Consider the following 25,949-nt stretch of genomic DNA (forward strand, 5'->3'; position numbering starts at 1 on the left):
CCGGCGCGCTATTTCGGAGCACGAACATGAGCAAAGTTACGCTGGGTGGCAACCCGATCGATATCGCCGGCACGTTCCCGGTCGTCGGCTCGCAAGCCCCCGACTTCAAGCTGGTCGGCAAGGACCTCGCCGATCTGACGCTCGCCAGCTTCGCCGGCAAGCGCAAGGTGCTGAACATCGTGCCGAGCCTCGACACGCCGACCTGCGCGACGTCGACGCGCAAGTTCAACGAAGCCGCGTCGTCGCTCGACAACACGGTCGTGATCGTCGTGTCCGGCGACCTGCCGTTCGCGGCCACGCGCTTCTGCACGACCGAAGGCCTCGCGAACGTCGTGACGGCGTCCACCTTCCGCGGCGGCCGCGCGTTCGCGAACGCGTACGGCGTCGACGTCACGAGCGGCCCGCTGAACGGCCTGACGGCCCGCGCGGTCGTCGTGCTCGACGCGCAGGACAAGGTGATCCACGCGCAACTCGTCGGCGAAATCAAGGACGAGCCGAACTACGACGCAGCACTCGCCGCACTGAAGTAATCCGCAGCCGCCCGGCCGCCGCGCGCAGCCCGACGGGCTCGCCGCGGCCGCCGGGCCGGCCGCTTTCCCTTTGCCCTCTACAGGAACCCACGCCTTGACTACGCTGATTTGCGGCTCGCTCGCCTACGACAACATCATGACCTTCGAAGGTCGGTTCCGCGAGCACATCCTGCCCGACCAGGTTCACCTGCTGAACGTGAGCTTCCTCGTGCCGACGATGCGTCGCGAATTCGGCGGTTGCGCGGGGAACATCGCGTACGCGCTGCACCTGCTCGGCGGCGACGCACGCATCATGGCGACGGTCGGCGCCAACGACGCGGACCGCTATCTCGAGCGTCTCGACAGCCTCGGCCTGTCCAAAGCCAACGTGCGGGTCGTGCCCGACGCGCACACCGCGCAGGCCATGATCACGACCGATCTGGAGAACAATCAGATCACCGCATTCCACCCCGGCGCGATGATGGAATCGCATCTGAACCGTGCGGACGAGGTGCCCGGCGTGAAGCTCGGCATCGTCGCGCCCGACGGCTTCGACGGGATGGTCCAGCACGCCGAACAATTCGCCAAGGCCGGCATCCCGTTCATCTTCGATCCGGGTCAGGGCCTGCCGCTGTTCGACGGTGCGACGCTGCGCCGCATCATTGAACTCGCGACCTTCGTCGCGGTCAACGACTACGAGGGCAAGCTCGTCAGTGACAAGACGGGGTGGTCCGAGAAGGAAATCGCCAGCCGGGTTCAAGCATTGATCGTCACGCGGGGCGAACACGGCGCTACCATTCTTCACAAGAACGGCGAAGAACAGATTCCGGTCGTGCAGGCAGAGCGGATCGTCGATCCGACCGGTTGCGGCGACGCCTTCCGTGGCGGCCTGCTGTACGGCATCGAGAACGGTCTGGACTGGGCAACCACCGGCCGCCTCGCGAGCCTGATGGGCTCGATCAAGATCGCCCATCAGGGCCCCCAGACTTACGCACTGACGCGCGCCGATGTCGACGCGCGCTTCGAGGCCGCCTTCGGTTACAGTCTCAAATAAATACTGTTGGAGAGCAAAGATGTTGACGAAGAAAACCCTCACGCTCGCGGCGATGCTGACGGCCACCCTGACTCTCGCGGGCTGCTTCACCGCGCCCGGTTCGGCCGACGTCTATAGCGTCGGCCAGGCGCAGCGCGAACAGACGGTTCGCATGGGCACGGTCGAAAGCGTGCGTGCGGTGCGCATCCAGTCGGACGGCGGCGGCAGCGCGATCGGCACGCTCGGCGGCGGCGCACTCGGCGCGGTCGCGGGCAGCGCGATCGGCGGCGGCAAGGGCTCGATCCTGACGGCGATCGCAGGCGGCCTGGTCGGCGCGGTGGCGGGCAACGCGGTCGGCGAAAACCTCAGTACCGCGAACGGCGTCGAAATCACCGTTCGCCTCGACAACGGCGACCTGCGCTCGATCACGCAAGCAGCCAGCGGCGAAGTCTTCCGCGCAGGCGAGCGCGTACGACTGCTGTCGAGCGGCGGCGTCACGCGCGTCACGCACTAACGAGCATCCTCAGCACGCGGCGCAAGCCGCGGTCGAACGCATGTGCGAAGTCGCACATGCGTTTTTTTTCGTCCACGCTCCGCGCATCACGTCCATGCCCGGCCGCGTACGGGCGAAAAAAATCCCGCCATCCAGGCCAGATGGCGGGACCGATTGAGTAGCGCTACTCAACCCGCGGACACCACATGAGTGTCCGGGTGATGCTGGTCAGCCGCGATTACGGACGGCTGCCCGTCGGGAACGGCCATGCCGCTGCCGGGTTGAGCGCCGTCTTCACGCCCGATGCCGGCGCAACCGATGCGGTCGACGCGGTGGTTGCCGGCGCGGCCTTCTTCACGACGGCCTTCTTCGGAGCAGCGGCCTTCTTCGCCGGAGCAGCAGCCTTCGGTGCGGCGGCAGCCTTCGGCGCAGCGGCCTTAGGTGCAGCAGCCTTCGGTGCGGCAGCCTTCTTCGCAGGCGCAGCCTTCTTGGCCGGCGCTGCCTTCTTCGCAGCAGCCTTCTTCGCCGGTGCGGCCTTCTTCGCTGCAGCCTTCTTGGCCGGTGCTGCCTTCTTTGCAGCAGCCTTCTTCGCCGGTGCGGCCTTCTTCGCAGCAACCTTCTTCACTGCGACCTTCTTGGCTGCAACCTTCTTCGCAGCGGCCTTCTTCGCCGGTGCTGCCTTCTTCGCAGCAACCTTCTTCACCGCGACCTTCTTGGCTGCAACCTTCTTCGCAGCGGCCTTCTTCGCCGGTGCTGCCTTCTTCGCTGCAGCCTTCTTCGCCGGCGCTGCCTTCTTCGCTGCAACCTTCTTCACCGCGACCTTCTTCGCAGCGACCTTCTTCACTGCAGCGGCCTTCTTTGCCGGCGCAGCTGCCTTCTTCGCAACGGTCTTCTTAGCAGCAGCCTTCTTGGCAGCCGGTTTCTTCTTGGCAGTAGCCATGTTGTTCTCCTTCAGGTTCAGATGAGAGTCAGTTCAAACTACACCCTTCGTCAAAACCCGCTTCCCGCGGACGCTGTTCAGGACGTGCGCTTCGAAGCGGGCTATTCATCGGCGTACGCGGATACTGCGCGCTTACGCTAATGAATACGGTATGGCGCGCGTGACCCCATGGCCTCGCGCGCCAAATCAAGTCGGTAGCCGGCGCACCCCGCGCCGCTACCCCTAATCGCTTGATCAAGCTGACGGCCACACGGCCGTCCGCTTTTTCCGGAGGGAAGTTTGCCCATCCCACTGAAGGGTTCGCAAAGTGCCGATGATGTCGTTGGGCCGTTAAGGCACCGGGCATGCTTTGCATCAGGCGTTCTTGCTCCTAAACCTTGGGCCGGGGCCGAGAGGCCGCCGGCTACTCCATCATGTGACGGGTTCGCTGCTGCGGGTTATTCCCAGGACAGCGCGCCGCCCGTCTGATACTCGATCACTCGCGTCTCGAAGAAGTTGCGTTCCTTCTTCAGGTCGATCATTTCGCTCATCCACGGGAACGGGTTTTCTTCGTTCGGGTACAGCGGATCGAGGCCGATCTGCTGGCAACGGCGGTTGCTGATGAAGCGCAGATAGCTCTTGAACATCGACGCGTTCAGACCCAGCACGCCGCGCGGCATCGTGTCCTCGGCGTAGCGGTATTCGAGTTCGACTGCATGCTTGAACAGCTCGCGGATCTCCGCACGGAATTCGGCGGTCCACAGATGCGGGTTCTCGAGCTTGATCTGGTTGATCAGGTCGATGCCGAAGTTGCAGTGCATCGACTCGTCGCGCAGGATGTACTGATATTGCTCCGCAGCACCCGTCATCTTGTTCTGGCGGCCGAGCGCGAGGATCTGCGTGAAGCCGACATAGAAGAACAGGCCTTCCATGATGCACGCGAACACGATCAGCGACTTCAGCAGCTTCTGATCCGCTTCGAGCGTGCCGGTCTTGAAGGCCGGGTCGGTCAGCGTATGGATGAACGGAATCAGGAACTCGTCCTTCGCGCGGATCGACGCGACCTCGTGGTACGCGTTGAAGATCTCGCCTTCATCGAGGCCGAGCGATTCGACGATGTATTGATACGCGTGCGTGTGGATCGCCTCTTCGAACGCCTGGCGCAGCAGGAACTGCCGGCACTCGGGCGCCGTGATGTGGCGGTACGTGCCGAGCACGATGTTGTTCGCAGCGAGCGAATCGGCGGTCACGAAGAAGCCGAGGTTGCGCTTGACGATGCGGCGCTCGTCCTCGGTCAGACCGTTCGGATCCTTCCACAGTGCGATGTCGCGGGACATGTTGATTTCCTGCGGCATCCAGTGGTTCGCGCAACCGGCCAGATACTTTTCCCACGCCCACTTGTACTTGAACGGCACCAGCTGATTGACGTCAGTCTGGCCGTTGATGATGCGCTTGTCCGCAACGTTGACCCGCGCTTCCGAACCGCCGGCGGGAACAGCCGGTGCTTGCGGCGGCACCGCAAGATCGCCTTCGAAAATGTCACGGACCTGATGGGCGGCAGGCGTTGCAGCCTGCAGTCCGACGGCCATCCCTGCGGAGGTGCGCATCGCGTTTTGCTGCGCTCCGCTCGCGGGGGTTACGGCAGTCTTCTCGTCATCCCAGTTGAGCATAAATTGTCACCATCAATTTAGAACGGTTTGTACCATCTTTTCCTGAGCGATAAAAGGGTTCGCTCACGAAAAATCCTTTTTTCGATTCGCGTTGCGACCTCGATACAACACTTTGAGCAACGCATCGTCGTTCATGCAGAGTGCGACGCGTATCGCGCATGTATCGCGAGGTGCGCTCGACGCATCGAACGCTGATCGAAACGCGACGTCGTCGGGGATGTTTCGATCGCTTGTCGCTGCCTGCAACGCATGTGCCGCGTTGCAGATTCCTTATCATTTTTTTAGTAGAGAGCGACGCACACTTCAACCTCGATCGGCTGTCGTGCGCGTCGCCCGAACTGCTTCAACTCATGCGCGCCGCGTTACTGGCAAGCTTCGCATTCGTCGAAGCCGGGGTCGCCCGGACGCATCGTGCACACCGGGCCGTCTGCTTCGACCGGCGCGAGCGCTGCTGCGTTGAGCCCACCCGACGACACGTCGCCGCCCGCCGCACCGAAGCCGCCCGCTGCGCCTTGCGCGCCGCCGCTGCTCGAGCCGCCGCTCGTCGGCACCGCGTTGAGCGCGCCGTGCGCGACCGTCGACTTCTCGACGTGCGTGGCTGCCATCGTGCGCAGGTAGTAGGTCGTCTTCAGACCACGCAGCCATGCGAGCTTGTAGACCTCGTCGAGCTTCTTGCCCGACGCGCCGCCCATGTAGATGTTCAGCGACTGCGCCTGGTCGATCCACTTCTGGCGACGCGATGCCGCTTCGACGAGCCACGTCGGATCCACTTCGAAGGCGGTCGCGTAGATCGCGCGCAGGTCGGCCGGGATGCGGTCGATGCGCGACAGCATGCCGTCGAAGTACTTCAGGTCGGCGACCATCACTTCGTCCCACAGGCCGCGCTCCTTCAGGTCGCGCACGAGGTACTCGTTCACCACCGTGAATTCGCCCGACAGGTTCGACTTCACGTAGAGGTTCTGGAAGGTCGGCTCGATGCAAGCCGACACGCCGATGATGTTCGAGATCGTCGCCGTCGGCGCGATCGCGACGCAGTTCGAGTTGCGCATGCCGTGCGCCGCGATACGCGAACGCAGCGTCGACCAGTCGAGCGACTCCGACGTGTCGACTTCGACGTAGCCGCCGCGCGCTTCGGCGAGCAGCTTCAGCGTGTCCTGCGGGAGGATGCCGCGATCCCACAGCGAGCCGCGGTAGCTCGAGTAGCGGCCGCGCTCCTCGGCCAGCTCGGTCGACGCGTAGTACGCGTAGTAGCAGACCGCTTCCATCGAACGATCGGCGAACTCGACGGCCGCTTCCGACGCGTACGGCGTGCGCAGCAGATGCAGGCAGTCCTGGAAGCCCATGATGCCCATGCCGACCGGACGGTGCTTCAGGTTCGAGTTACGCGCCTTCGGCACCGCGTAGTAGTTGATGTCGATCACGTTGTCGAGCATGCGCATCGCGACGCTGATCGTGCGCTTGAGCTTGTCGTGGTCGAGCGCGTAGCTGCCGTCGGCCTGCTTCACCAGGTGGGCGACGAGGTTCACCGAGCCGAGGTTGCACACCGCGATTTCGGTGTCGCTCGTGTTCAGCGTGATTTCCGTGCACAGGTTCGACGAGTGGACGACGCCGACGTGCTGCTGCGGCGAGCGCACGTTGCAGGGATCCTTGAACGTGATCCACGGGTGGCCCGTCTCGAACAGCATGCCGAGCATCTTGCGCCACAGCTGCTGCGCCGGAATCTTCTTGAACAGCTTGATCTCGCCGCGCGCGACCTTGTCTTCGTAAGCCGTGTAAGCCTTCTCGAAATCGGCGCCGAACTTGTCGTGCAGGTCCGGGCAGGTCGACGGCGAGAACAGCGTCCAGTCACTGCCTTCCATCACGCGCTTCATGAACAGGTCGGGAATCCAGTTCGCCGTGTTCATGTCGTGGGTGCGGCGACGGTCGTCACCGGTGTTCTTGCGCAGCTCGAGGAATTCCTCGATGTCGAGGTGCCACGATTCGAGGTACGCGCACACCGCGCCCTTGCGCTTGCCGCCCTGGTTGACCGCGACGGCCGTGTCGTTGACGACCTTCAGGAACGGCACCACGCCTTGCGACTTGCCGTTCGTGCCCTTGATATGCGAGCCGAGCGCACGCACGCGGGTCCAGTCGTTGCCGAGGCCGCCGGCGAACTTCGACAGCAGCGCGTTTTCCTTCAGCGCTTCGTAGATGCCGTCGAGGTCGTCCGCGACCGTCGTCAGGTAGCACGACGACAACTGCGAACGGTGCGTGCCCGAGTTGAACAGCGTCGGCGTCGAGCTCATGAAGTCGAAGCTCGACAGCACGTTGTAAAACTCGATCGCGCGCGTTTCGCGGTCGATCTCGTTCAGCGACAGGCCCATCGCGACGCGCATGAAGAATGCCTGCGGCATTTCGATGCGGGTGCCGTCGACGTGCAGGAAGTAGCGGTCGTACAGCGTCTGCAGGCCGAGGTAGCCGAACTGCAGGTCGCGATTCGCGTCCAGCGCTTCGCCGAGACGCTTCAGGTCGAACTGCAGCAGCTTGTCGTCGAGCAGGCCGGCGTCGACGCCGCGCTTCAGGAACTGCGGGAAGTACTCCGCGTAGCGCGCCGACATGTCGGCCTGGACGACTTCCTCGCCGAGGATCTCGCGACGGATCGTGTGCAGCAGGATGCGGGCCGTGACCTGGCTGTACGCCGGATCCTTCTCGATCATCGTGCGCGCAGCGAGGATCGCCGAGTCGTAGACCTGGCTCATCGGCACGCCGTCGTACAGGTTCTTCACCGTCTCGGCGACGATCGGATCAGCGTTTACCGCAGTGCCGAGGCCGTCGCAGGCCGACACGATCAGCGCGCGCAGCGCGTTCATGTCGAGCGGACGCGTGACGCCGTTGTCGACGACGTTGATGCCGGTGTTCGACTCGGCGCCCGCTGCCGCCGCTTCCTCGCCCGCGTGCTGGCGCTCGAGGTGACGCTTCTCGCGATACAGCACGTACGCACGCGCGACGTTGTGCTCGCCGCCGCGCATCAGCGCGAGCTCGACCTGATCCTGGATGTCTTCGATATGGAACGTGCCGCCGTTCGGACGGCTGCGCACCAGCGCACGCACGACGTTGTGCGTGAGCTGCTCGACGAGTTCGCGCACGCGCGCCGATGCCGCGCCCTGCCCGCCATTGACGGCCAGGAAAGCCTTGGTCACCGCGATCGCGATCTTCGAAGGCTCGAACGACACCACGCTGCCATTGCGGCGGATCACCTTGTAGTCGGCGAACGTGGCCTGCGGCGCGAGCGCCTGCGCGCCCTGTTCGGTCCCGCCGAGCGGACGGCTCGAGGCGCTCTCGTACTGGGACGTCGCGTTGTCGGTGGTTTGCATGTGCAAAGCTCCTGGTGTGGGATGGTGCGGAGAGAACCGCGGATTAGAACGAACGCTGCGCAATGCGGTGCGCGAGCGGTAAGAGGCGAGCGATGCGTCGGGAAAGCCGGTTCGGCCGATGCGCGACAACCGAGCCGGTCGTGTGCTTCGTCATGTGTACTCCGCCCCGTCGAAGTTCGCTGCGCTTGATCGCGACGCCCGGACCGCCCGGCCTGGCACGCCGCCCTGAGAACCCTGTCCGCCGGCCTGGCCAGCCGGCCGGTGCCGCTCGGGTTATCCCTGCGGCACACACTATATCTAGTACAGAACTACTCAACAGGCACCAAGTATAGTGGACATTCGAACGACGTCCAAACGGATAATTTGCGCCTGAGGTCTTGACATCACACTCGCGCCGCGCAGGCGCAGACGTGACAAGGCATTGGTCCGGAAAAAAAATTTCGCCGGTTCAAAAACCCTGCGCTCAGTGCTGACGGAAAGGAAAGTATTCGGCGGGAAAGCCGGCATCGCCTGCGAAGCGTTGCCAATCGAAATGCGGGCCGGGGTCGGTTTTGCGGCCGGGCGCGATGTCGGCATGCCCGGCCACCGCAGCGATTGGATAACGCGCGGCCAGCGTGCGCGCGAGCGCGCCGAGCGTCGCATACTGCGCGGCGTCGAACGGCACGTCGTCCGCGCCTTCGAGCTCGATGCCGATCGAAAAGTCGTTGCAGCGCGGGCGGCCAAAGAACTCGGACGCGCCCGCGTGCCACGCGCGCTCGTCGCACGACACGAACTGGACGAGCTCGCCGTCGCGGCGGATCAGGAAGTGCGCCGACACGCGCACGCCGCGCAGGTGACTCTGGTAATAGGGGTGCGCATCGCAATCGAGCCGGTTCAGGAACAGCGCCTCGATTGCGTCGCCGCCGAATTCGCCGGGCGGCAGGCTGATGTTGTGAACGACGAGCAGCGTCGGCACCGCACCCGCCGGCCGCGCCTCGAAGTTCGGCGAGCGCGCATGGCGCGCTTCGCGCACCCAGCCGTCCGCGTCGACCGACAACCGTACTGCGTCGCTCATCGCGCGCCGCTCATCGTGCATCGGTGTCGCTCGCGCGGGCGCGATGGCGCTGCGCATGCTCGGCGCTGCAGAAGTATTCGCCGCCGCCCGCGACCGCATCGCCCTTCGGCGCATGCACGCCGCACTCGGCGCAGCGCACCATCGGCTCGGGCAGCGAGCGCGTGTCGGCGCCCGGGCCTGCCGCGCCGCCACCATAACCGGCGCCGCGGCCGGTGCGCGCGTGCGCGTGATCCTGGGCCTGGCGCAGCTTGCGCGCAAGCCACGAGCCCGCGAAGAAAAGAAGGATCAGGAGGAGAATCTGTCGCATCGGTAACCTGCGTTCAAACCACGGAACGGTGCAGCAGCACCTCGAAAACGAAGCGGCTGCCGACATACGCGAGCAGCAGCGCGCCAAACGACACGAGCACCCAGCGCGCGGCGCCGCGCCCGCGCCATCCGGACGTCTTGTGCGCGACCAGCAGGCCGCCGAACATCAGCCACGACAGCACCGCGAACACGGTCTTGTGGTCGAGCCGCATCGCCCGCGCGTCGATCTGCTCGCTGAACAGAATGCCCGACGCGAGCGTCAGCGTGAGCAGCACGAAGCCGGCGCCGATCAGGCGGAACAGCAGCTTCTCGAGCGTGAGCAGCGGCGGCAGCGTTTCGAGCCAGCTCGCGATCCAGCCGGTCGAGCCGTCGCGCCCGCCGTTGCGCAGCGATTGCAGGCGCCGCTCGACCATCAGCATCAGGATCGCGTGCAGCGCGGCGATCGCGAACAGCCCGTACGCGATGTTGGCGATCAGGAAGTGCAGCTTGAACAGCGGCGCTGCGGCATAAGGCAGCACCCGCACGCCGCCGAACACGAGCGGCAGCAGCGACGCGCCGCAGGCGAGCGGCAGCACCAGCAGGCGCAGGCTGTCGAGCGGGAAGAAGAAGCTCTCGATCCAGTAGATGCCGGCGCCGAGCCAGAACATCGCGGACAGCGCGAACGCGAAGCCGAAGACCATCGCGTCGTGCGGGAAGATCGTCATGTGCAGCAGCACGCCGTGCGCGACGAGCGCGGCAAGCAGCAGCGCGCGGCCGGCGGCGCTCATCCCCGAGGCGGCGGACGCCGGAACCGGCACGGCCGGCACGCTCGCGACGAGCGGCGCACCGGCCTGACGGTGCGTGCGCCAGCCTGCGACGGCCAGGCCGCCGTACAGGAACGCGGTGAGGGCATACAGTACAATATCCATGTTCGAAGTTTACACTAGGCCCCCTCCTCGCGACGGTCCGTTCATCCGGTTTCCGTCGCGCCTTCGGGCCCCCACTGTCCAACGCTCCCCATGCTCGACAATCTCACTCAACGGATGGCGCGCGTCGTCAAGACGCTGCGCGGCGAAGCCCGGCTTACCGAGGCGAACACCCAGGAGATGCTCCGCGAGGTGCGTCTCGCGCTGCTGGAGGCCGACGTCGCGCTGCCCGTCGTCCGCGAATTCATCGCCAAGGTCAAGGAAAAGGCGCTCGGCGAGGAAGTGATCAGCAGCCTGTCGCCGGGGCAGGCGCTCGTCGGCGTGGTCCAGAAGGAACTCACCGCCGTGATCGGCGGCGACTACGAAGGCAAGGCCGCCGAGCTGAACCTCGCCGTCACGCCGCCCGCCGTGATCCTGATGGCCGGCCTGCAAGGCGCCGGCAAGACCACGACCGTCGGCAAGCTCGCGAAGCTGCTGCGCGAGAAGTACAAGAAGAAGGTGCTGACCGTCTCGTGCGACGTCTATCGCCCGGCCGCGATCATGCAGTTGAAAACGGTGAGCGAACAGGTCGGCGCCGATTTCTTCCCGTCGACGCCGGACCAGAAGCCCGTCGACATCGCGCTTGCCGCCGTCGACTGGGCGAAGCGCCACTACCATGACGTGCTGATCGTCGACACGGCCGGCCGTCTCGGTATCGACGAAGCGATGATGCAGGAGATCGCCGCGCTGCACGGCGTGCTGAAGCCGGCCGAAACGCTGTTCGTCGTCGACGCGATGCTCGGCCAGGACGCCGTCAACACCGCGAAGGCGTTCAACGACACGCTGCCGCTCACGGGCGTCGTGCTCACCAAGCTCGACGGCGATTCGCGCGGCGGCGCCGCGCTGTCGGTGCGTCACGTGACCGGCAAGCCGATCAAGTTCGTCGGCGTCGCCGAAAAGCTCGACGGTCTCGAAGTGTTCCACCCGGACCGGATGGCGAACCGGATCCTCGGCATGGGCGACATCCTCGCGCTGGTCGAGGAGGCGCAGCGCGGCGTCGACGTGCAGGCCGCGCAGAAGCTCGCCGACAAGGTGAAGAAAGGCGGCGACTTCGACCTGAACGATTTCCGCGCGCAGATCTCGCAGATGAAGAACATGGGCGGCCTGTCGTCGCTGATGGACAAGCTGCCCGCGCAGTTCCAGCAGGCGGCGGCCGGTGCCGACATGGGCCAGGCCGAGAAGTCGATCCGCCGGATGGAAGGCATCATCAACTCGATGACGCCCGCCGAGCGCGCGAAACCCGAGATCATCAAGGCGACGCGCAAGCGCCGCATTGCGGCCGGTGCCGGCGTGCCGGTGCAGGAAGTCAACCGGATGCTGAACCAGTACGATCAGATGCGCACGATGATGAAGAAGCTGAAGGGCGGCAACATGCACAAGATGATGCGCGGCCTGAAGGGCATGATGCCCGGCATGCGCTGATCGCGCCCGTGGGCCGGCGCGCGGGTTTTTGCCGTAGCGCGCGCCGCCCGTTCTGCTTCATCCTTATTTGTATACCGACTCCGTCCCGCCAGAAGCCATGAACCGCGAAGAAGCCCTCCACATTTTCGACCACTCCGAAGAGATCGTCTCCGCTGACGCCGTCAACGCGTCGATCTCCAGCATGGCCGACGCGATCCGCGCCGAGATCGGCGATGCGTTCCCGCTCGTCCTGTCGGTGATGGGCGGCGCCGCCGTGTTTACCGGGATGCTGCTGCCGCACCTCGATTTCCCGCTGGAGTTCGACTACATCCACCTGACCCGCTACCGCAACACGACGCAGGGCAGCCCGGAGATGCACTGGCGCGTCGCGCCGCGCGAATCGGTGAAGGACCGCATCGTGCTCGTGCTCGACGACATCCTCGACGAAGGCGAGACGATGGCCGCGATCCGCGATCGCATCCTCGAGATGGGCGCGAAGCGCTTCATGTCGGCCGTGCTGTGCGAGAAGACGCTCGCGAAGGCCAAGCCGCTGCACCCGGACTTCTGCGGCTTCGCCGTGCCCGACCGCTACGTGTTCGGCTGCGGGATGGACGCAAAGGGCTATTGGCGCAACCTGCCGACGATCCGCGCGCTGACCGCGAACGTCTGATCGCCCCGTCGTAAAGAAAAAGCGGCGCACCGGGTTCCCGGTGCGCCGCTTTTTTTCGTCGGCACGCGCCGCCGGCGTTACAGCTGATGCACGAAGGCGCGCACGCCGGCCAGCAGCATCTCGACCGAAATCGCGACGAGCACGAGCCCCATCAGCCGCTCGAACGCCGCGACGGTCCGCTCGCCGAGCCACTGCTGGATGCGCTCGGCGAGCACCAGCGTGACCGCACAGACGAGCATCGTGACCGTCAGCGCGCCGACCCATTCGAACATCTTGCCGGGCGCCTGCGACGTGAGCAGCATCACAGTCGCGAGCGCGGACGGCCCGGCGAGCGCCGGAATCGCGAGCGGCACGATGAACGGCTCGCCGCCCGCGCGCGGATCGCTGCCGAGCGCGCCGTCCGGATGCGGGAAGATCATCCGCAGCGCGATCAGGAACAGCACGATCCCGCCGCCGAGCCGCAGCGACAGGTCGGTGAGGCTCATCATCCGCAGGAAGCGGTCGCCGACCACCATGAAGAACAGCAGGATCACGAACGCGATTCCCACTTCGCGCAGGATCAGCTTCACGCGCCGCTCGCGCGGCACGTCGCGCATCGCCGTGATGAACAGCGGGATGTTGCCGAGCGGATCCGTGATCAGCACGAGCAGCACGGTGGCCGACAGGAAGGTGTATTCCACCGCGCGCTCCCGCCGTCGCGCTTAGTGCGCGAGCGCGGCGCGGATCTTCTCCGTCACCGTCGCAGCAGCCGCATCGGCCGGCAGCAGCGTGGCTTCGGCGTCGCGGCGGCCCTGGTACTCGACCTTGCCGTCCTTCAGCCCGCGCTCGCCGATCACCAGGCGATGCGGCACGCCGATCAGTTCCCAGTCGGCGAACATCACGCCCGGGCGCTCGCCGCGATCGTCGAGGATCACGTCGACGCCGGCCGCCGTCAGTTCCGCGTACAGCTTGTCGGCGGCCTCACGCACCATCTCGCTGCGGTCATAGCCCATCGGGCACAGCACGAGTTCGAACGGGGCGATCGACTCGGGCCAGATGATGCCCTTGTCGTCGAAGTTCTGCTCGATCGCCGCGCCCAGGATGCGCGTGACGCCGACGCCGTAGCAGCCCATCAGCATCGGCTGCGGCTTGCCCGACTCGTCGAGGAACGTCGCGCCCATCGCTTCCGAGTACTTGGTGCCGAGCTGGAACACGTGGCCGACCTCGATGCCGCGGCAGATGTCGATCACGCCCTTGCCGTCCGGCGACGGATCGCCCTTCTTCACGTTGCGCACGTCGGCGACGTCCGGCTCCGGCAGATCGCGGCCCCAGTTCACGCCCGCGATGTGATAGTCGACCTCGTTCGCGCCGACCACGAAGTCGCTCATGTTCGCAACCGTGCGATCGGCAATCACCTTCACCGGCTTCTTCGTGCCGACCGGGCCGAGATAGCCGGGCGGCGTGCCGAACCACTCGACGATTTCCTGCTCGGTCGCGAAGCGGTGGTTCTTCAGGCCCGGCAGCTTCGACACCTTGATCTCGTTCAGATCGTGGTCGCCGCGCAGCATCACGAGCCAGATGGTCGGCTCGGCGCCTTCGTTGTCGGTCGCGAGCACGATCGACTTGATCGTGCGCTCGAGCGGGATCGCCAGCAGCTCGGCCACCGCTTCGCACTTCGCCTTGCCGGGCGTCGCGACCTTCTCCATCGCCTGGGCCGGCGCCGCACGTTCGGCGATCAGCGGCAGCGCTTCAGCGGCTTCGATGTTCGCCGCGAATTCGGAGGTCGGGCAGTATGCGATCGCGTCCTCGCCGGTATCGGCGATCACGTGGAACTCGTGCGAGAAGTTGCCGCCGATCGAGCCGCTGTCGGCCGCGACCGCACGGAATTCGAGGCCGAGGCGCGTGAAGATGCGCACGTACGCGTCGTACATCTTGCGGTACGACTCGTTAAGGCCGGCCGCGTCCTTGTCGAACGAATACGCGTCCTTCATGAGGAATTCGCGGCCGCGCATCACGCCGAAGCGCGGGCGGATCTCGTCGCGGAACTTCGTCTGGATCTGATAGAAGTTCACCGGCATCTGCCGGTAGCTCTTGATCTGGTTGCGCGCGATGTCGGTGATCACTTCCTCGTGCGTCGGCCCGATCACGAAGTCGTTGTCCTTGCGATCCTTGAAGCGCAGCAACTCAGGGCCGTACTGCTCCCAGCGCCCCGATTCCTGCCACAGCTCCGCCGGCTGCACGGCCGGCATCAGCAGCTCGAGGGCGCCGGCCCGGTTCATTTCCTCACGCACGATCGCCTCGACCTTGCGAATCGAACGCAGGCCGATCGGCAGGTAGTTATAGATGCCACCGGCGACACGACGAATCATGCCGGCGCGCACCATCAGCTTGTGGCTGACGATCTCTGCGTCGGCCGGTGCCTCTTTGAGGGTGCCGATAAAGAAACGGGAAGCTTTCATGCGGACGGTTCCAAATACGGCGCCCAGGCGGGGCGCCCGAAAAAGTTTCAAGGTGAAAAAGCTGCGCGCGGCGAACGACGGTGGCGCAGACGACTTAGCAGACAAATCAGGGACACTTCGGCCGGCAAACCCCGCGCGGATTCGCTCCGTCACGGTGCGCAGCGCCCGTTATCTGTTTATAATCAAAGCAATTTTAAAGGATTCGAAGGTGGTTGTATGCTGGATCGTGAAGGCTTTCGCCCGAACGTCGGCATCATCCTCTTGAACGCGCGCAACGAGGTGTTTTGGGGCAAGCGGCTCCGCGAGCATTCCTGGCAGTTTCCTCAAGGTGGGATCAAGTACGGCGAGACCCCCATGCAGGCGATGTACCGGGAACTGCACGAGGAGACGGGCCTGCATCCGGAACACGTCAAGATAATCGGCCGCACCCGCGACTGGTTGCGTTACGAGGTGCCTGACAAGTTCATCAAACGCGAAGTACGCGGCCATTACCGCGGCCAGAAGCAGATCTGGTTCCTGCTGCGGATGGTCGGACGCGATTGCGATATTTGCTTGCGCGCGACCGATCACCCGGAGTTCGATGCATGGCGCTGGAACGAGTACTGGGTGCCGCTCGATGCGGTGATCGAGTTCAAGCGGGATGTCTATCAGTTGGCGCTGACGGAGTTGTCGCGCTTCCTGCGCCGCCCGGCGCAGCGAGCCGAAAAGCCGCGCGGGCCGCGCCCCTTGCGCTATCCGCGCATCGGCGGCGCGCCGGCCCAGCAGACGCTGACGATTGTCGACACATCGGTGGTCTGTTCCGAGATCGAAGTGGAGGCGCGCACGCTCGACGAGATGCCGCCCCGCGTGATCATCGGCAAATGACGAGTTGGACTGCATGACCGGGCGCGACCTTGGTGTCGCGCCCTTTTTTTACGAGGAATGCATATTGAAAGCGATTGCTCTCGCGCTCGCGTCGATCGTCGCGGCGGCCGCGCTGGCCGGCTGCGCCCACTCGAACGCGCCGACCAACAAGGACGACAGCGCGTTCGTGTATCTGCTGGACCGTCAGGGCGAATGGAAGGAAAACGCGGTCGACACGCTGCCGCCGCTTCCGCAAGCCGCCGATCTGCTGCCGTTCAACGTGTCGCAGAACACGCCGCTGAAGTTCTTCGTCGATGCCAAGTCGCTCGCGGTCGGCACCGACGGCGTCGTGCGCTATGCGGTGGTCATCACGAGTCCGGCCGGCGCGCGTAACGTGAACTACGAAGGCATCCGTTGCGACACCTACGAATGGCGTCAGTATGCGGGGCTGAATTCGGATCACGACGGCTGGGACCGCACGGTCGAGAACGACTGGCGCCGCATCGAGAACGGCGAGCTGAACTCGTACCACTCGGCGCTGTACCAGGATTATTTCTGCGCGAACAAGATGCCGCAGGGCACGACCCGCCAGATCCTCGAGAACATCAAGTTCCACCGCACTGCGATGAGCCAGTTGCGCTGAGCGCAGGACACGGGCCGCTCAGGCGGCTTGCGGCGTCGTACAGAAGCCCGCGTCCGCGCGGGCTTTTTCATGCACGGCTGCGGCCGGTCGTGCGCCGGACGATCAGACCAGCACGAGGTTGTCGCGGTGAATCAGCTCGGGTTCGAGCATGTAGCCGAGCACCGTCTCGATCTCGCCGCTCGGCTTGCGGTGAATCAGCTTCGTTTCCGCGCTGCTGTAGTTCGTGAGGCCGCGCGCCACTTCACGCCCGTCCGGGCCGACGCACGCGATCACCTCGCCGCGCGCAAACGCGCCCTGCACGTCGATCACGCCGATCGGCAGCAGGCTCTTGCCGCCGTCCCTCAGCTTCTCGACTGCGCCCGCATCGATCACGACGTGCCCGCGCACCTGCAGATGATCGGCCATCCATTGCTTGCGCGCGGCCATCCGCGCGGTCCGTGCGATCAGTTGCGTGCCGATCGCCTCACCCGCGGCCAGCCGCACCAGCACGTCGGCCTCGCGACCGCTCGCGATCACGGTGTTCGCGCCACTGTGCGCGGCGCGCTTCGCTGCGAGGATCTTCGTCAGCATCCCGCCGCGGCCGAGGCTCGACCCCGCGCCGCCCGCCATCGACTCGAGCTCCGGCGCGCCCGCGCTCGCTTCCGCGACGAGCGTTGCGTTCGGATCCTTGCGCGGATCGGCGGTGAACAACCCCGTCTGGTCGGTCAGGATGATCAGTGCATCGCCTTCGATCAGGTTCGCGACGAGCGCGCCGAGCGTGTCGTTGTCGCCGAACTTGATTTCGTCGGTGACCACCGTGTCGTTCTCGTTGATGATCGGCACGACGCCGAGGCGCAGCAGCGTGAGCAACGTCGAGCGCGCGTTCAGATAGCGCTCGCGATCGGCCAGGTCGGCATGCGTGAGCAGGATCTGCGCGGTGCGAATGCGATGCTCGGTGAAGCGGCTTTCGTAGACTTGCGCGAGCCCCATCTGCCCGACCGCCGCGGCGGCCTGCAATTCGTCGATTTCGCGCGGACGCTTGTTCCAGCCGAGACGCTGCATCCCCTCGGCGATCGCGCCCGAGCTGACCAGCACCACTTCCTTGCCCTGCGCGCGCAGCGCAGCGATCTGCGCCGCCCAGCGGCCGATTGCCGCATGATCGAGGCCCTTGCCGTCGTTGGTCACGAGGCTTGAACCCACCTTCACCACCAATCGCTTCGAATCCGCGATGATCGAACGCATCGTGCGCTGTCTCCTGTCTGATGCATGCCCCGGCCGGGCGCGATGAATTTCCGGCACCGGGCGCAGCGCCCGGTGCGTGACGCGCTCGCTCAGGCATCGCCGCCTGAGGTTGCGCCGCCGTCGCTCGGCGGCGCATCGCGGAAGCGCACGTCCGCGGCCAGATCTTCCTCTTCCGCCGCGCGATGCGCGTCCGAATGCTCGGCAAGGTAATCGTAGATCGCATAGCACAGGGCCTCGCAGCCCTGGCCGGTCAGGGCCGAAATCTGGAACACCGGGCCGTCCCAGCCGAAACGCTCGAGGAAGTCGGCAACGCGCGCGTCGCGCTCGTCTTCCGGCACCATGTCGAGCTTGTTCAGCACGAGCCAGCGCGGCTTTTCGTAGAGCGCCTCGTCATACTTGCGCAGTTCGCCGACGATCGCCTTCGCTTCCGCGACCGGATCGACGCTTTCGTCGAACGGAGCGAGGTCGACGAGATGCAGCAGCACGCCGGTGCGCTGCAGGTGCCGCAGGAACTGGTGGCCGAGGCCCGCGCCTTCGGCCGCGCCTTCGATCAGCCCAGGAATATCGGCGATCACGAAGCTCTTGCTCGGGCCGACGCGCACGACGCCCAGGTTCGGCGCGAGCGTGGTGAACGGGTAGTCGGCGATCTTCGGCTTCGCGTTCGACACCGATGAAATGAAGGTCGACTTGCCGGCGTTCGGCATGCCGAGCAGCCCGACGTCGGCGAGCACCTTCAGTTCGAGCCGCAGCATGCGCCGCTCGCCGGGCTTGCCGTCGGTCTTCTGGCGCGGCGCCCGGTTGGTGCTCGACTTGAAATGCAGGTTGCCGAGGCCGCCGGAGCCGCCCTTCGCGAGCATCACCTGCTGATCGTGTTCGGTCAGGTCGGCAATCAGCTCGCCGGTGTCCATGTCGGTCACGACCGTGCCGACCGGCATGCGCAGCGTGATGTCGTCGCCGCCCTTGCCGTAACAATCGGAGCCGCGACCGTTTTCGCCGTTGCGCGCCATGTGCTTCTTCGCGTAACGGTAGTCGATCAGCGTGTTGATGTTGCGGTCGGCGATCGCGTAGACGTTACCGCCCCGGCCGCCGTCGCCGCCGTCCGGCCCGCCGAACGGAACGAACTTCTCGCGGCGCATCGACGCGCTGCCATCGCCTCCGTCGCCGGCGATGACTTCGATTCGTGCTTCGTCAATGAACTTCATTCGTCACTCCGACCAGTATTTCCGCTATTGTGCCGCGCGCCGGCACGCTTGAACAATCTGCCGTTCGGCCGATTGCCCGCCGTTCGCGACAGCCGCCGGCGCGCACCTGCGCGCGGCGGCCAAATAAAAAAAGGCCCCGCGAAGACTGCGGGGCCTTTCGGCTACGAAGCCCGTGGTGCCTTGACTTAGGCAGCCGCCGGGACAACGATGACCAGATGCTTCTTGTCCGCGCCCTTGGTCGCGAACTTGACGTGACCGTCGACCAGCGCGAACAGGGTGTGATCCTTGCCCATGCCGACGTTCTCGCCAGCGTGCATGCGCGTACCGCGCTGACGCACGATGATGCCGCCGGCGTTGATCGCCTGGCCGCCGTACACTTTCACGCCGAGACGTTTCGACTCGGAGTCGCGGCCGTTCCGGGAAGAGCCGCCTGCCTTTTTGTGTGCCATCTGATTGCTCCTTTACCGAGGCGCTTACGCGTTGATCGCGTCGATGCGCAGCTCAGTGTAGTTCTGGCGGTGGCCGCCGTGCTTTTGGTAGTGCTTCCGGCGACGCATCTTGAAGATGGTGACCTTGGCATGACGACCGTGCGACACGACGGTGGCCTTGACGGAAGCCCCACTGACCAGCGGCGTACCGAACTTAATCGATTCGCCTTCGCCCACTGCGAGAACCTGGTCGAGCGTGATTTCAGCGTCAATGTCAGCCGGTATCTGTTCTACTTTGAGTTTTTCGCCAACGGCAACCTTGTACTGCTTGCCGCCGGTTTTTATGACCGCGTACATTGAGAACCTCACTCTGGATCCAATTTTTCCGCACACCACGCGCGGAAAACACGTGATTATACATGGGGTTAGCGGCCGAGTCAAAGCCGATCCACGATTGCCGCGCGCAAGCCCTGGCCGGATGGCCAAAATCGCGGGCCGCTCACGTCGGACAGACCGGCATATGGCGGATTCGACTTATAATCCGCCGCATCACCCATTTCGATCATCATGTCGTCGTCCACCGCCTCCCCCACCCTCAGCGCCGCCCACCTGCTCGCTCCGATCGCCAGCGACATGGAGCAGGTCAATCGCGTTATCCGGCAAAGCCTCGCGTCCGACGTGCTGCTGATCAACCAGATCGCCGAGTACATCATCGGTGCGGGCGGCAAGCGGCTGCGTCCGGCGCTGCTGTTGCTCGTGGCCGGCGCGCTCGGCGAGACCTCGCACCAGCGGCACGTGCTGGCCGCCGTCGTCGAGTTCATCCATACGGCCACGCTGCTGCACGACGACGTCGTCGACGAATCCGAACTGCGACGCGGCCGGCAGACGGCCAACGCGCTGTTCGGCAACGCGGCCAGCGTGCTGGTCGGCGACTATCTGTACTCGCGCTCGTTCGAGATGATGGTCGGCGTCGGCAAGATGCGCGTGATGGAAATTCTGTCGGAAGCGACGACGATCATCTCGGAAGGCGAAGTGCTGCAGTTGCTGAACATGCACGACGCGGACGTCGACGAGTCGCGCTACATGCAGGTGATCCGCTACAAAACCGCGAAGCTCTTCGAGGCATCGGCCCGGTTGGGCGCGGTGCTGTCGGGCGCCGACGCGCCGACCGAAGCCGCCGCGGCCGAATACGGCCGCCGCATCGGCACCGCATTCCAGATCATGGACGACTGGCTCGACTATGCGGGCACCGCCGAAGCGATGGGCAAGAATGCCGGCGACGATCTGCGCGAAGGCAAGCCGACGCTGCCGCTCATCTATCTGATCGAACGCGGCACGCCCGAGCAAGCGGCGCTTGCGCGCGAGGCGATCGAGCAAGGCGGCACGGATCGCTTCGACACGATCTTCGAGGCGATCACGCGTTCGGGCGCGCTCGACCATACGCTCGAATGCGCACGCCAGGAAGCGCAGGCTGCCGCCGCCGCGATCGCCGCGTTTCCCGACTCCATCTACAAGGAGAGCCTGCTCGGGCTGTGCTCGTACTCGACGTCGCGGCAGTCGTAAAACACGCCGCGCACGGGACGCGCTACCCTGCCCCGAAAAAATTTCTTCGCCAGGGTATTCCCTTTTAGAAAAAACATCGTTATAGTTACGTTCTTGCTTGAGACGACGCAGCGATCTTCACCAAGAAAGCGAAGTCGGACCAGCAGAAATTCGGGGTGTAGCTTAGCCTGGTAGAGCGCTACGTTCGGGACGTAGAGGCCGGAGGTTCGAATCCTCTCACCCCGACCAGAATTTGAAAAAACCGTGCACCGTGTGCACGGTTTTTTTTTGCCCGCTGCACGTATCACCGCTGTACCGCCGCGCGCGACACATCCCCGCCGTCGGCCTCTGCTATATTCCCTCCATCCCTGTCTTCACTGCCCTTTCCGACGCGTGGACCAAATTCCCTTATGGGCGCAAATCGGCGCCGTCTTCCTGCTTCTCCTCTGTTCCAGCTTCTTTTCCATTTCCGAGACCGCGATGATGGCGCTCAACCGCCATCGGCTGAAGCATCTCGCCAGCCAGGGCGCGCTCGGCGCGAAAACCACGCAAGGCCTGCTGACGCGCACCGATCTGCTGCTCAGCGTGATCCTGATCGGCAACAACCTGTTCAACACGATCATCCCGGTGCTCACGACGTCGCTCGCGCTGCACACGTTCGGCCGTAACAACCTCGCGCTGTCGATCGCGACCGGGATCGTCGCGTTCCTGATCATCGTGTTCGCGGAAATCGCGCCGAAAATCGTCGGCGCGACCTTTCCCGAGCGCATCGCGCTGCCGGCGAGCCTCGTGATCGCGCCGTTGATGCGCGTGTTCAAGCCGGTCGTGTGGTTCGTCAACGCGCTCGCCAACGGCGTGCTGTGGGCGCTGCGCATCAACACGAAGAGCGGCCGCGACCAGCGCATGTCGGCCGACGAACTGCGCGCGATCGTGCTCGAATCGAGCAGCTTCATGCCGACCAAGCACCGCAGCATCCTGCTGAACCTGTTCGACCTCGAGAACATCACGGTGGACGACGTGATGGTGCCGCGGCGGCAGATCGAGTCGCTGAACTTCTACGCGCCGTTCGACGAAGTCCTGCATCAGATCGAAACCTGCTATCACAACCGTCTCGTCGTGTATGAAGGCGACATCGACAAGGTGCTCGGCGTGCTGCACGTGCGCAAGACGCTGACGGCGCTGCACAACCAGGACTTCGACCGCGAAATGCTGCGCACGCTGCTCGCAGAGCCTTACTACGTGCCGTCCGGCACGCCGGTCGTCCAGCAGCTCCAGTACTTCCAGGAAAGCCGGCAACGCACCGCGCTGGTCGTCAACGAGTACGGCGAACTCGAAGGGCTCGTGACGCCCGAGGACATCATCGAGGAGCTGATCGGCGAATTCACGACGTCGATGCCGCGCGGCGAACGCGCGGGTGGCTGGAACGAGAGCGGCGAATGCATCGTCGCCGCCAGCATGCCGCTGCGCGAACTGAACCGCTGGCTGCATCTGCAACTGCCGACCGACGGGCCGAAGACGCTCAACGGGCTGATTCTCGAGATCCTCGAGGAGATTCCGGAAGGCGACGTATGCGTGAAAATCGGCGGCGTGATGCTCGAGGTGATGCGCAGCGACGATCAGGCCGTGCGCACCGTCAAACTGTTCAAGCCGCGCGTCACGCGCGCCCGCGCGGTGCGCTAGCCGAACGGCCGACTGTCGGCGCCGCTCGCGATACGCGACCATTTCCCGGTCACGATCAACAGGCGGCCCAGCGCCGGCTCACATGCAATCGCCCCCTCCCGCGGCGCCGCTGCACATGCAGCGGCCGCCGCTCTCCTCCGCCGCGTCGTCGGCCGCGCCGCCGCGCTCGCTCGATGCCGCGCAGCTCGACGACTCCCCCGCGGTACGGCTGCTCACCGATACGCTGCATGCCGCGCGCGTACGCGACGCGTCCGACATCCACGTCGAACCGTTCGAAACGGGCTGGCGCATCCGACTGCGCATCGACGGCGTGCTGCACGAGCACCTGCGCCCGCCGGTTCATCTGCGCGACGCGGTCGTCACGCGGATCAAGGTGCTCGCCCGGATGGACATCGCCGAGCGGCGGCTTCCGCAAGACGGCCGGCTGCGCATTGCGATCGACGCCGGCAAGCGCGGCGACTACCGGGTCAGCTCGTTGCCCACGCTGTTCGGCGAGAAGCTCGTGCTGCGCCGCCTCGAGACGCTGCCGCCCGACCTCACGCTCGCGCGCCTCGGTTTCGACGCGCGTCAGACCGCGGCGATGGAGGCCGCGATACGTGCGCCGCACGGCCTCGTGCTCGTGACCGGGCCGACCGGCAGCGGCAAGACGCTGTCGCTCTATTGCGCGCTGCAGATGCTCGATCGGGACGCGCACAACGTCTGCACGGTCGAGGATCCGGCCGAGATCCAGCTCGACGGCATCAACCAGGTCGGCGTCGCGGAAAAGGCCGGCCTCACCTTCGCCACCGCACTGCGTGCGCTGCTGCGACAGGATCCGGACGTCATCATGGTCGGCGAGATTCGCGATGCGGAGACGGCCGACGTCGCGCTGAAGGCCGCGCAGACGGGCCACCTCGTGCTGTCGACCCTGCATACGAACGACGCCCCGGCAGCGGTCGCACGGCTGCTCGACATCGGCGTCGCGCCGTACAACCTTGCGGCCGCGTTGCGCCTCGTGACCGCGCAGCGCCTCGTCCGGCGCCTGTGCACCGCGTGCCGCGTGCGTTCCGATGCGCCTGCAAGCGTGCTGCGCGAAGCCGGTTGCGATGCCGCCGCGCTGGCGTCCGGCTGGCGGCCGTTCGTCGCGCGCGGTTGTGCCGCCTGCCACGGCATCGGCTATCGAGGGCGGATCGGTCTGCATCAGACGATGCCGGTGTCGGCCGAGATGGCGGAGCGCATCGTCGCGCGCGCAAGCGTCGGTGCGCTGGCGCAATGCGCCGCGGCCGAAGGCGTGCGCAACCTGCGCGACGCGGCGCTCGCGCACGTTCGCGACGGCACGACGAGTATCGCGGAAGCGCTTGCCGCGACGCCGGACGCATGACCGCGATGCGCGCGCCCCGTCAGGAAACCCGGTTCGCATGGCGCGGCCGTCGTCGCGACGGCAGCGCGTGCCGCGGCCACGTCATCGCGTTCGACGCGGCCGCCGCGCGTGCCGCGCTCGCGCGGGACGGTATCGCGGTGCTCGCGCTCGACGCGCGCGGCGCCGCGCGGCCGCCCGCCGCCGGCACGCGCGACGTGACGCGCTTCACGCGTCAGCTCGCGAGCTTGCTGCAAGCCGGGCTGCCGCTCGCACCGTCGCTCGAGATGCTCGCGCGCACCCGCACGCGTGACGGGATGCCTCGCATCGCTGCGGGTCTCGCGCGCGAGATCGTCGGCGGGCAGCGTCTGGCCGTCGCCCTCGGGCGCTATCCGTCGCAGTTCGGCACGCTGTATCGGCAGCTGATCGAAGTCGGCGAGGCATCAGGCGCGCTCGGCACCGTGCTCACCCGCGTCGCCGAGCACCGCGAGCGCGCCGACGCACAGTGGCGCAAGGCACGCGCCGCCCTCACGTACCCGGTCGCCGTCATCGCGTTCGCGCTCGCGATCTCGGCGGCGTTGATGGTGTGGGTCGTCCCGACCTTCCGGCAGATCTTCGACGGCTTCGGCGCCGCCTTGCCCGCACCGACCCGCGCCCTGCTCGCCGTTTCGTCCGCGACCTCGGCCTGGGGCGGCACGTTCGTCGCCGTTGCGACCGCGCTGGCGCTCGCTGCGCGCCACGCGTTGCGGCGCTCGCCACAACTGCGCTACACGGTCGCGCAGCGGATGTTGAACGCGCCAGTCGTCGGCAGTGCGCTCGCGCGGTTCGCGGCCGCGCGCTGGTGTCGCTCGCTCGCGACGCTGCTCGGCGCCGGCGTGCCGCTCGCCGACGCATTCGCGACGCTCGAACGCGCGTCCGGCCATCCGGTGTTCGAGCGCGCCACCGAGCAGATCGCGGCCCGCGTGCTGCGCGGCGTACGGCTCGCCGATGCGATGCACGCGGCCGGGTGCTTTCCGGACGACGTCGTGCAGCCCATCGCCGTCGCCGAGGAAACCGGCGCGCTCGACACGATGCTGGCCGATATCGCGTCGCTCTGCGAGCGTCAGCTCGACGCGCGCCTCGATGCGCTCGCGGCGCTCGGCGAACCGTTGATCGTGATCGTGCTTGGCGCACTCGTCGGCGCGCTCGTGATCGCGATGTATCTGCCCATCCTTCAGCTCGGCAACGTGGTGTAGCATCGCATCCGATTCCGTCGCCTACCGAACCCTGACCCGATGACGCGCGCGCCCATGTTCCCCGTTCCCGATTCGCCCGCCGGCACGTTGCTCGCGCTGGCGCTGCTGCCGCCCGCGGTGCAGTATGCGTTCGCCGTCGTGATCGGTCTGTGCGTCGGCAGCTTCATCAACGTCGTCGCGCACCGGGTTCCGGTGATGATGCAGCGCGCGTGGCGCGCCGAAATCGCCGAAGCAACCGGCAACGCAGACGCGGCGCCCGACGACGGCTATCCGCCGCGCTACGATCTGTGGCGCCCGCGCAGCGCATGCCCGCACTGCGGCCACGTATTGCGCGCATGGGAGAACGTCCCGCTCGTCAGCTACGTGATGTTGCGCGGGCGCTGTCGTCAGTGCGGTCACGCCATCGGCATCCGCTATCCGCTCGTCGAACTCGCCGGCGCCCTGCTCGCCGCCGGTTCGCTCGCCGCATTCGGCCCGACCGGCGCAGCAATCGCCGCGTTCGGCCTATGCGCCGCGCTGCTCGCGATGAGCGCGATCGACATCCGGACCGGCTACCTGCCCGACTCGATGACGCTGCCGCTGCTGTGGGCAGGCCTCGCGTTGAACCTCGCGGGCATGTTCACGTCGCTGCAGTCGGCCGTGATCGGCGCGATGTCCGGATACCTGTTCCTGTGGTCGATCTACTGGCTGTTCAGATGGCTGCGCGGCATCGAAGGCATCGGCTTCGGCGATCTGAAGCTGCTCGCGGCGCTCGGTGCATGGATGGGCTGGGCCGCGCTGCCGCAGGTCGTGCTGTTCGCCGCGGTGACCGGCGCGATCGTCGGGCTGGTCGCGACGTGGCGCGGCCGCATGCGCTTCGAGGAGCCGATTCCGTTCGGTCCGTTCCTCGCGGCCGGCGGCGTCGCGACGCTGTTTTTCGGTACCCCTTTCTATTCGGCGCTCGGCGGCTGACATGGTGCGACGCCCGTGTCCGCCTCGTTCGCGTTCGCTACGTCGCACGCAGCCGTCGCGCTCGATCGCGGCGGCGCG

At 66.0% G+C, this 25,949-nt stretch carries 26 protein-coding genes and 1 tRNA gene; 13 read left to right on the forward strand and 14 right to left on the reverse strand.

Annotated features, from left to right (window positions below):
* Positions 1–26 precede the first annotated feature (26 nt).
* The 3 genes from tpx to EX20_RS17100 all read left to right on the forward strand — a co-directional run bounded on the left by tpx (position 27) and on the right by EX20_RS17100 (position 2,056).
* Positions 27–530 (forward strand): thiol peroxidase, encoded by a 504-nt coding sequence (gene tpx, locus EX20_RS17090; protein WP_034194191.1) that lies wholly within the window; start codon positions 27–29, stop codon positions 528–530.
* A gap of 94 nt (positions 531–624) precedes the next feature.
* Positions 625–1,563, forward strand: coding sequence for a carbohydrate kinase family protein (locus tag EX20_RS17095; protein WP_011883214.1), 939 nt, complete (start codon positions 625–627; stop codon positions 1,561–1,563).
* Between the two features lie 19 nt (positions 1,564–1,582).
* On the forward strand, positions 1,583–2,056 hold the full coding sequence (locus tag EX20_RS17100; protein WP_011883213.1) for an outer membrane lipoprotein: 474 nt from the start codon (positions 1,583–1,585) through the stop codon (positions 2,054–2,056).
* Between the two features lie 217 nt (positions 2,057–2,273).
* Here the strand turns inward: EX20_RS17100 and EX20_RS30850 are convergent, their stop codons facing one another.
* The 7 genes from EX20_RS30850 to EX20_RS17130 all read right to left on the reverse strand — a co-directional run bounded on the left by EX20_RS30850 (position 2,274) and on the right by EX20_RS17130 (position 10,245).
* Positions 2,274–2,975, reverse strand: a complete 702-nt coding sequence (locus EX20_RS30850) for a histone H1-like DNA-binding protein (RefSeq protein WP_011883212.1) — start codon at positions 2,973–2,975, stop codon at positions 2,274–2,276.
* A 28-nt stretch (positions 2,976–3,003) separates the two neighbouring features.
* Entirely contained in the window at positions 3,004–3,330 is a 327-nt protein-coding gene (locus EX20_RS30855; RefSeq protein ID WP_011883211.1) for a hypothetical protein, read from the reverse strand.
* An 82-nt stretch (positions 3,331–3,412) separates the two neighbouring features.
* Entirely contained in the window at positions 3,413–4,624 is a 1,212-nt protein-coding gene (locus tag EX20_RS17110) for a ribonucleotide-diphosphate reductase subunit beta (RefSeq protein WP_011883210.1), read from the reverse strand.
* Between the two features lie 362 nt (positions 4,625–4,986).
* Positions 4,987–7,977 (reverse strand): ribonucleoside-diphosphate reductase subunit alpha, encoded by a 2,991-nt coding sequence (locus tag EX20_RS17115; RefSeq protein WP_011883209.1) that lies wholly within the window; start codon positions 7,975–7,977, stop codon positions 4,987–4,989.
* A gap of 463 nt (positions 7,978–8,440) precedes the next feature.
* Positions 8,441–9,031, reverse strand: a complete 591-nt coding sequence (ampD, locus tag EX20_RS17120; protein WP_034194192.1) for a 1,6-anhydro-N-acetylmuramyl-L-alanine amidase AmpD — start codon at positions 9,029–9,031, stop codon at positions 8,441–8,443.
* Between the two features lie 10 nt (positions 9,032–9,041).
* Positions 9,042–9,338 (reverse strand): PP0621 family protein, encoded by a 297-nt coding sequence (locus tag EX20_RS17125; protein WP_014722410.1) that lies wholly within the window; start codon positions 9,336–9,338, stop codon positions 9,042–9,044.
* Between the two features lie 13 nt (positions 9,339–9,351).
* Positions 9,352–10,245: a cytochrome C assembly family protein gene (locus EX20_RS17130; RefSeq protein WP_014722409.1), complete on the reverse strand. Its 894-nt coding sequence runs from the start codon at positions 10,243–10,245 to the stop codon at positions 9,352–9,354.
* A gap of 90 nt (positions 10,246–10,335) precedes the next feature.
* Between EX20_RS17130 and ffh the strand changes: the two genes are divergently transcribed.
* Entirely contained in the window at positions 10,336–11,703 is a 1,368-nt protein-coding gene (gene ffh, locus EX20_RS17135) for a signal recognition particle protein (protein WP_011883205.1), read from the forward strand.
* A gap of 97 nt (positions 11,704–11,800) precedes the next feature.
* Complete coding sequence (locus EX20_RS17140) at positions 11,801–12,352, forward strand: hypoxanthine-guanine phosphoribosyltransferase (RefSeq protein ID WP_011883204.1); 552 nt, start codon at positions 11,801–11,803, stop codon at positions 12,350–12,352.
* A 77-nt stretch (positions 12,353–12,429) separates the two neighbouring features.
* Here EX20_RS17140 and EX20_RS17145 read toward each other — a convergent pair whose 3' ends face one another.
* Entirely contained in the window at positions 12,430–13,032 is a 603-nt protein-coding gene (locus EX20_RS17145; protein ID WP_011883203.1) for a MarC family protein, read from the reverse strand.
* A 21-nt stretch (positions 13,033–13,053) separates the two neighbouring features.
* The gene (locus EX20_RS17150) at positions 13,054–14,790 is read right to left on the reverse strand and encodes a proline--tRNA ligase (RefSeq protein WP_011883202.1); all 1,737 of its coding nucleotides are present in this window, start codon (positions 14,788–14,790) and stop codon (positions 13,054–13,056) included.
* 216 nt (positions 14,791–15,006) lie between these two features.
* Here EX20_RS17150 and EX20_RS17155 point away from each other — a divergent pair, with 216 nt between their 5' ends.
* The gene (locus tag EX20_RS17155) at positions 15,007–15,654 is read left to right on the forward strand and encodes an RNA pyrophosphohydrolase (RefSeq protein ID WP_011883201.1); all 648 of its coding nucleotides are present in this window, start codon (positions 15,007–15,009) and stop codon (positions 15,652–15,654) included.
* A 13-nt stretch (positions 15,655–15,667) separates the two neighbouring features.
* Positions 15,668–16,276, forward strand: a complete 609-nt coding sequence (locus tag EX20_RS17160) for a CNP1-like family protein (protein WP_011883200.1) — start codon at positions 15,668–15,670, stop codon at positions 16,274–16,276.
* A gap of 102 nt (positions 16,277–16,378) precedes the next feature.
* Here the strand turns inward: EX20_RS17160 and proB are convergent, their stop codons facing one another.
* The 5 genes from proB to EX20_RS33175 all read right to left on the reverse strand — a co-directional run bounded on the left by proB (position 16,379) and on the right by EX20_RS33175 (position 19,696).
* Positions 16,379–17,497: a glutamate 5-kinase gene (gene proB, locus EX20_RS17165; protein ID WP_014722406.1), complete on the reverse strand. Its 1,119-nt coding sequence runs from the start codon at positions 17,495–17,497 to the stop codon at positions 16,379–16,381.
* Between the two features lie 89 nt (positions 17,498–17,586).
* On the reverse strand, positions 17,587–18,699 hold the full coding sequence (gene cgtA / locus EX20_RS17170) for an Obg family GTPase CgtA (RefSeq protein ID WP_011883198.1): 1,113 nt from the start codon (positions 18,697–18,699) through the stop codon (positions 17,587–17,589).
* 185 nt (positions 18,700–18,884) lie between these two features.
* Positions 18,885–19,148 carry a 50S ribosomal protein L27 gene (gene rpmA, locus EX20_RS17175; protein ID WP_006476999.1) on the reverse strand — a complete coding sequence of 88 codons (264 nt, stop codon included), beginning with the start codon at positions 19,146–19,148 and terminating at the stop codon, positions 18,885–18,887.
* A gap of 24 nt (positions 19,149–19,172) precedes the next feature.
* Entirely contained in the window at positions 19,173–19,484 is a 312-nt protein-coding gene (rplU, locus tag EX20_RS17180) for a 50S ribosomal protein L21 (RefSeq protein WP_006025184.1), read from the reverse strand.
* An 80-nt stretch (positions 19,485–19,564) separates the two neighbouring features.
* Positions 19,565–19,696 carry a hypothetical protein gene (locus tag EX20_RS33175; RefSeq protein ID WP_257786154.1) on the reverse strand — a complete coding sequence of 44 codons (132 nt, stop codon included), beginning with the start codon at positions 19,694–19,696 and terminating at the stop codon, positions 19,565–19,567.
* On the opposite strand from EX20_RS33175, the gene EX20_RS17185 reads away from it, so the two are divergent.
* From EX20_RS17185 to EX20_RS17210, 6 genes are all read left to right on the forward strand, one after another.
* Complete coding sequence (locus EX20_RS17185) at positions 19,695–20,690, forward strand: polyprenyl synthetase family protein (protein ID WP_034194180.1); 996 nt, start codon at positions 19,695–19,697, stop codon at positions 20,688–20,690. The two genes, EX20_RS33175 and EX20_RS17185, sit on opposite strands and share 2 nt — an antisense overlap.
* Before the next feature lie 151 nt (positions 20,691–20,841).
* Positions 20,842–20,918, forward strand: a tRNA-Pro gene (locus EX20_RS17190).
* A gap of 144 nt (positions 20,919–21,062) precedes the next feature.
* On the forward strand, positions 21,063–22,349 hold the full coding sequence (locus EX20_RS17195; RefSeq protein WP_175464258.1) for an HlyC/CorC family transporter: 1,287 nt from the start codon (positions 21,063–21,065) through the stop codon (positions 22,347–22,349).
* A gap of 82 nt (positions 22,350–22,431) precedes the next feature.
* Positions 22,432–23,709 carry a GspE/PulE family protein gene (locus tag EX20_RS17200; protein WP_034194182.1) on the forward strand — a complete coding sequence of 426 codons (1,278 nt, stop codon included), beginning with the start codon at positions 22,432–22,434 and terminating at the stop codon, positions 23,707–23,709.
* Positions 23,706–24,920, forward strand: a complete 1,215-nt coding sequence (locus tag EX20_RS17205; RefSeq protein WP_034194183.1) for a type II secretion system F family protein — start codon at positions 23,706–23,708, stop codon at positions 24,918–24,920. The genes EX20_RS17200 and EX20_RS17205 overlap by 4 nt, the downstream gene beginning before the upstream one ends.
* Before the next feature lie 39 nt (positions 24,921–24,959).
* On the forward strand, positions 24,960–25,871 hold the full coding sequence (locus EX20_RS17210) for a prepilin peptidase (protein ID WP_034194184.1): 912 nt from the start codon (positions 24,960–24,962) through the stop codon (positions 25,869–25,871).
* Positions 25,872–25,949 lie beyond the last annotated feature (78 nt).

Source organism: Burkholderia sp. WP42, from assembly GCF_000745665.1.
Lineage (GTDB): Bacteria > Pseudomonadota > Gammaproteobacteria > Burkholderiales > Burkholderiaceae > Burkholderia > Burkholderia vietnamiensis.

Coding starts and splice junctions, on each gene's coding strand:
- tpx (WP_034194191.1), top strand. CDS start 27: ATGAGCAAAGTTACGCTGGGTGGCAACCCGATCGATATCGCCGGCACG.
- EX20_RS17100 (WP_011883213.1), top strand. CDS start 1,583: ATGTTGACGAAGAAAACCCTCACGCTCGCGGCGATGCTGACGGCCACC.
- EX20_RS30850 (WP_011883212.1), bottom strand. CDS start 2,975: ATGGCTACTGCCAAGAAGAAACCGGCTGCCAAGAAGGCTGCTGCTAAG.
- EX20_RS30855 (WP_011883211.1), bottom strand. CDS start 3,330: ATGCAAAGCATGCCCGGTGCCTTAACGGCCCAACGACATCATCGGCAC.
- EX20_RS17110 (WP_011883210.1), bottom strand. CDS start 4,624: ATGCTCAACTGGGATGACGAGAAGACTGCCGTAACCCCCGCGAGCGGA.
- EX20_RS17115 (WP_011883209.1), bottom strand. CDS start 7,977: ATGCAAACCACCGACAACGCGACGTCCCAGTACGAGAGCGCCTCGAGC.
- ampD (WP_034194192.1), bottom strand. CDS start 9,031: ATGAGCGACGCAGTACGGTTGTCGGTCGACGCGGACGGCTGGGTGCGC.
- EX20_RS17125 (WP_014722410.1), bottom strand. CDS start 9,338: ATGCGACAGATTCTCCTCCTGATCCTTCTTTTCTTCGCGGGCTCGTGG.
- EX20_RS17130 (WP_014722409.1), bottom strand. CDS start 10,245: ATGGATATTGTACTGTATGCCCTCACCGCGTTCCTGTACGGCGGCCTG.
- ffh (WP_011883205.1), top strand. CDS start 10,336: ATGCTCGACAATCTCACTCAACGGATGGCGCGCGTCGTCAAGACGCTG.
- EX20_RS17140 (WP_011883204.1), top strand. CDS start 11,801: ATGAACCGCGAAGAAGCCCTCCACATTTTCGACCACTCCGAAGAGATC.
- EX20_RS17150 (WP_011883202.1), bottom strand. CDS start 14,790: ATGAAAGCTTCCCGTTTCTTTATCGGCACCCTCAAAGAGGCACCGGCC.
- EX20_RS17155 (WP_011883201.1), top strand. CDS start 15,007: ATGCTGGATCGTGAAGGCTTTCGCCCGAACGTCGGCATCATCCTCTTG.
- EX20_RS17160 (WP_011883200.1), top strand. CDS start 15,668: ATGACCGGGCGCGACCTTGGTGTCGCGCCCTTTTTTTACGAGGAATGC.
- proB (WP_014722406.1), bottom strand. CDS start 17,497: ATGCGTTCGATCATCGCGGATTCGAAGCGATTGGTGGTGAAGGTGGGT.
- cgtA (WP_011883198.1), bottom strand. CDS start 18,699: ATGAAGTTCATTGACGAAGCACGAATCGAAGTCATCGCCGGCGACGGA.
- rpmA (WP_006476999.1), bottom strand. CDS start 19,148: ATGGCACACAAAAAGGCAGGCGGCTCTTCCCGGAACGGCCGCGACTCC.
- rplU (WP_006025184.1), bottom strand. CDS start 19,484: ATGTACGCGGTCATAAAAACCGGCGGCAAGCAGTACAAGGTTGCCGTT.
- EX20_RS17185 (WP_034194180.1), top strand. CDS start 19,695: ATGTCGTCGTCCACCGCCTCCCCCACCCTCAGCGCCGCCCACCTGCTC.
- EX20_RS33175 (WP_257786154.1), bottom strand. CDS start 19,696: ATGATGATCGAAATGGGTGATGCGGCGGATTATAAGTCGAATCCGCCA.
- EX20_RS17200 (WP_034194182.1), top strand. CDS start 22,432: ATGCAATCGCCCCCTCCCGCGGCGCCGCTGCACATGCAGCGGCCGCCG.
- EX20_RS17205 (WP_034194183.1), top strand. CDS start 23,706: ATGACCGCGATGCGCGCGCCCCGTCAGGAAACCCGGTTCGCATGGCGC.
- EX20_RS17210 (WP_034194184.1), top strand. CDS start 24,960: ATGACGCGCGCGCCCATGTTCCCCGTTCCCGATTCGCCCGCCGGCACG.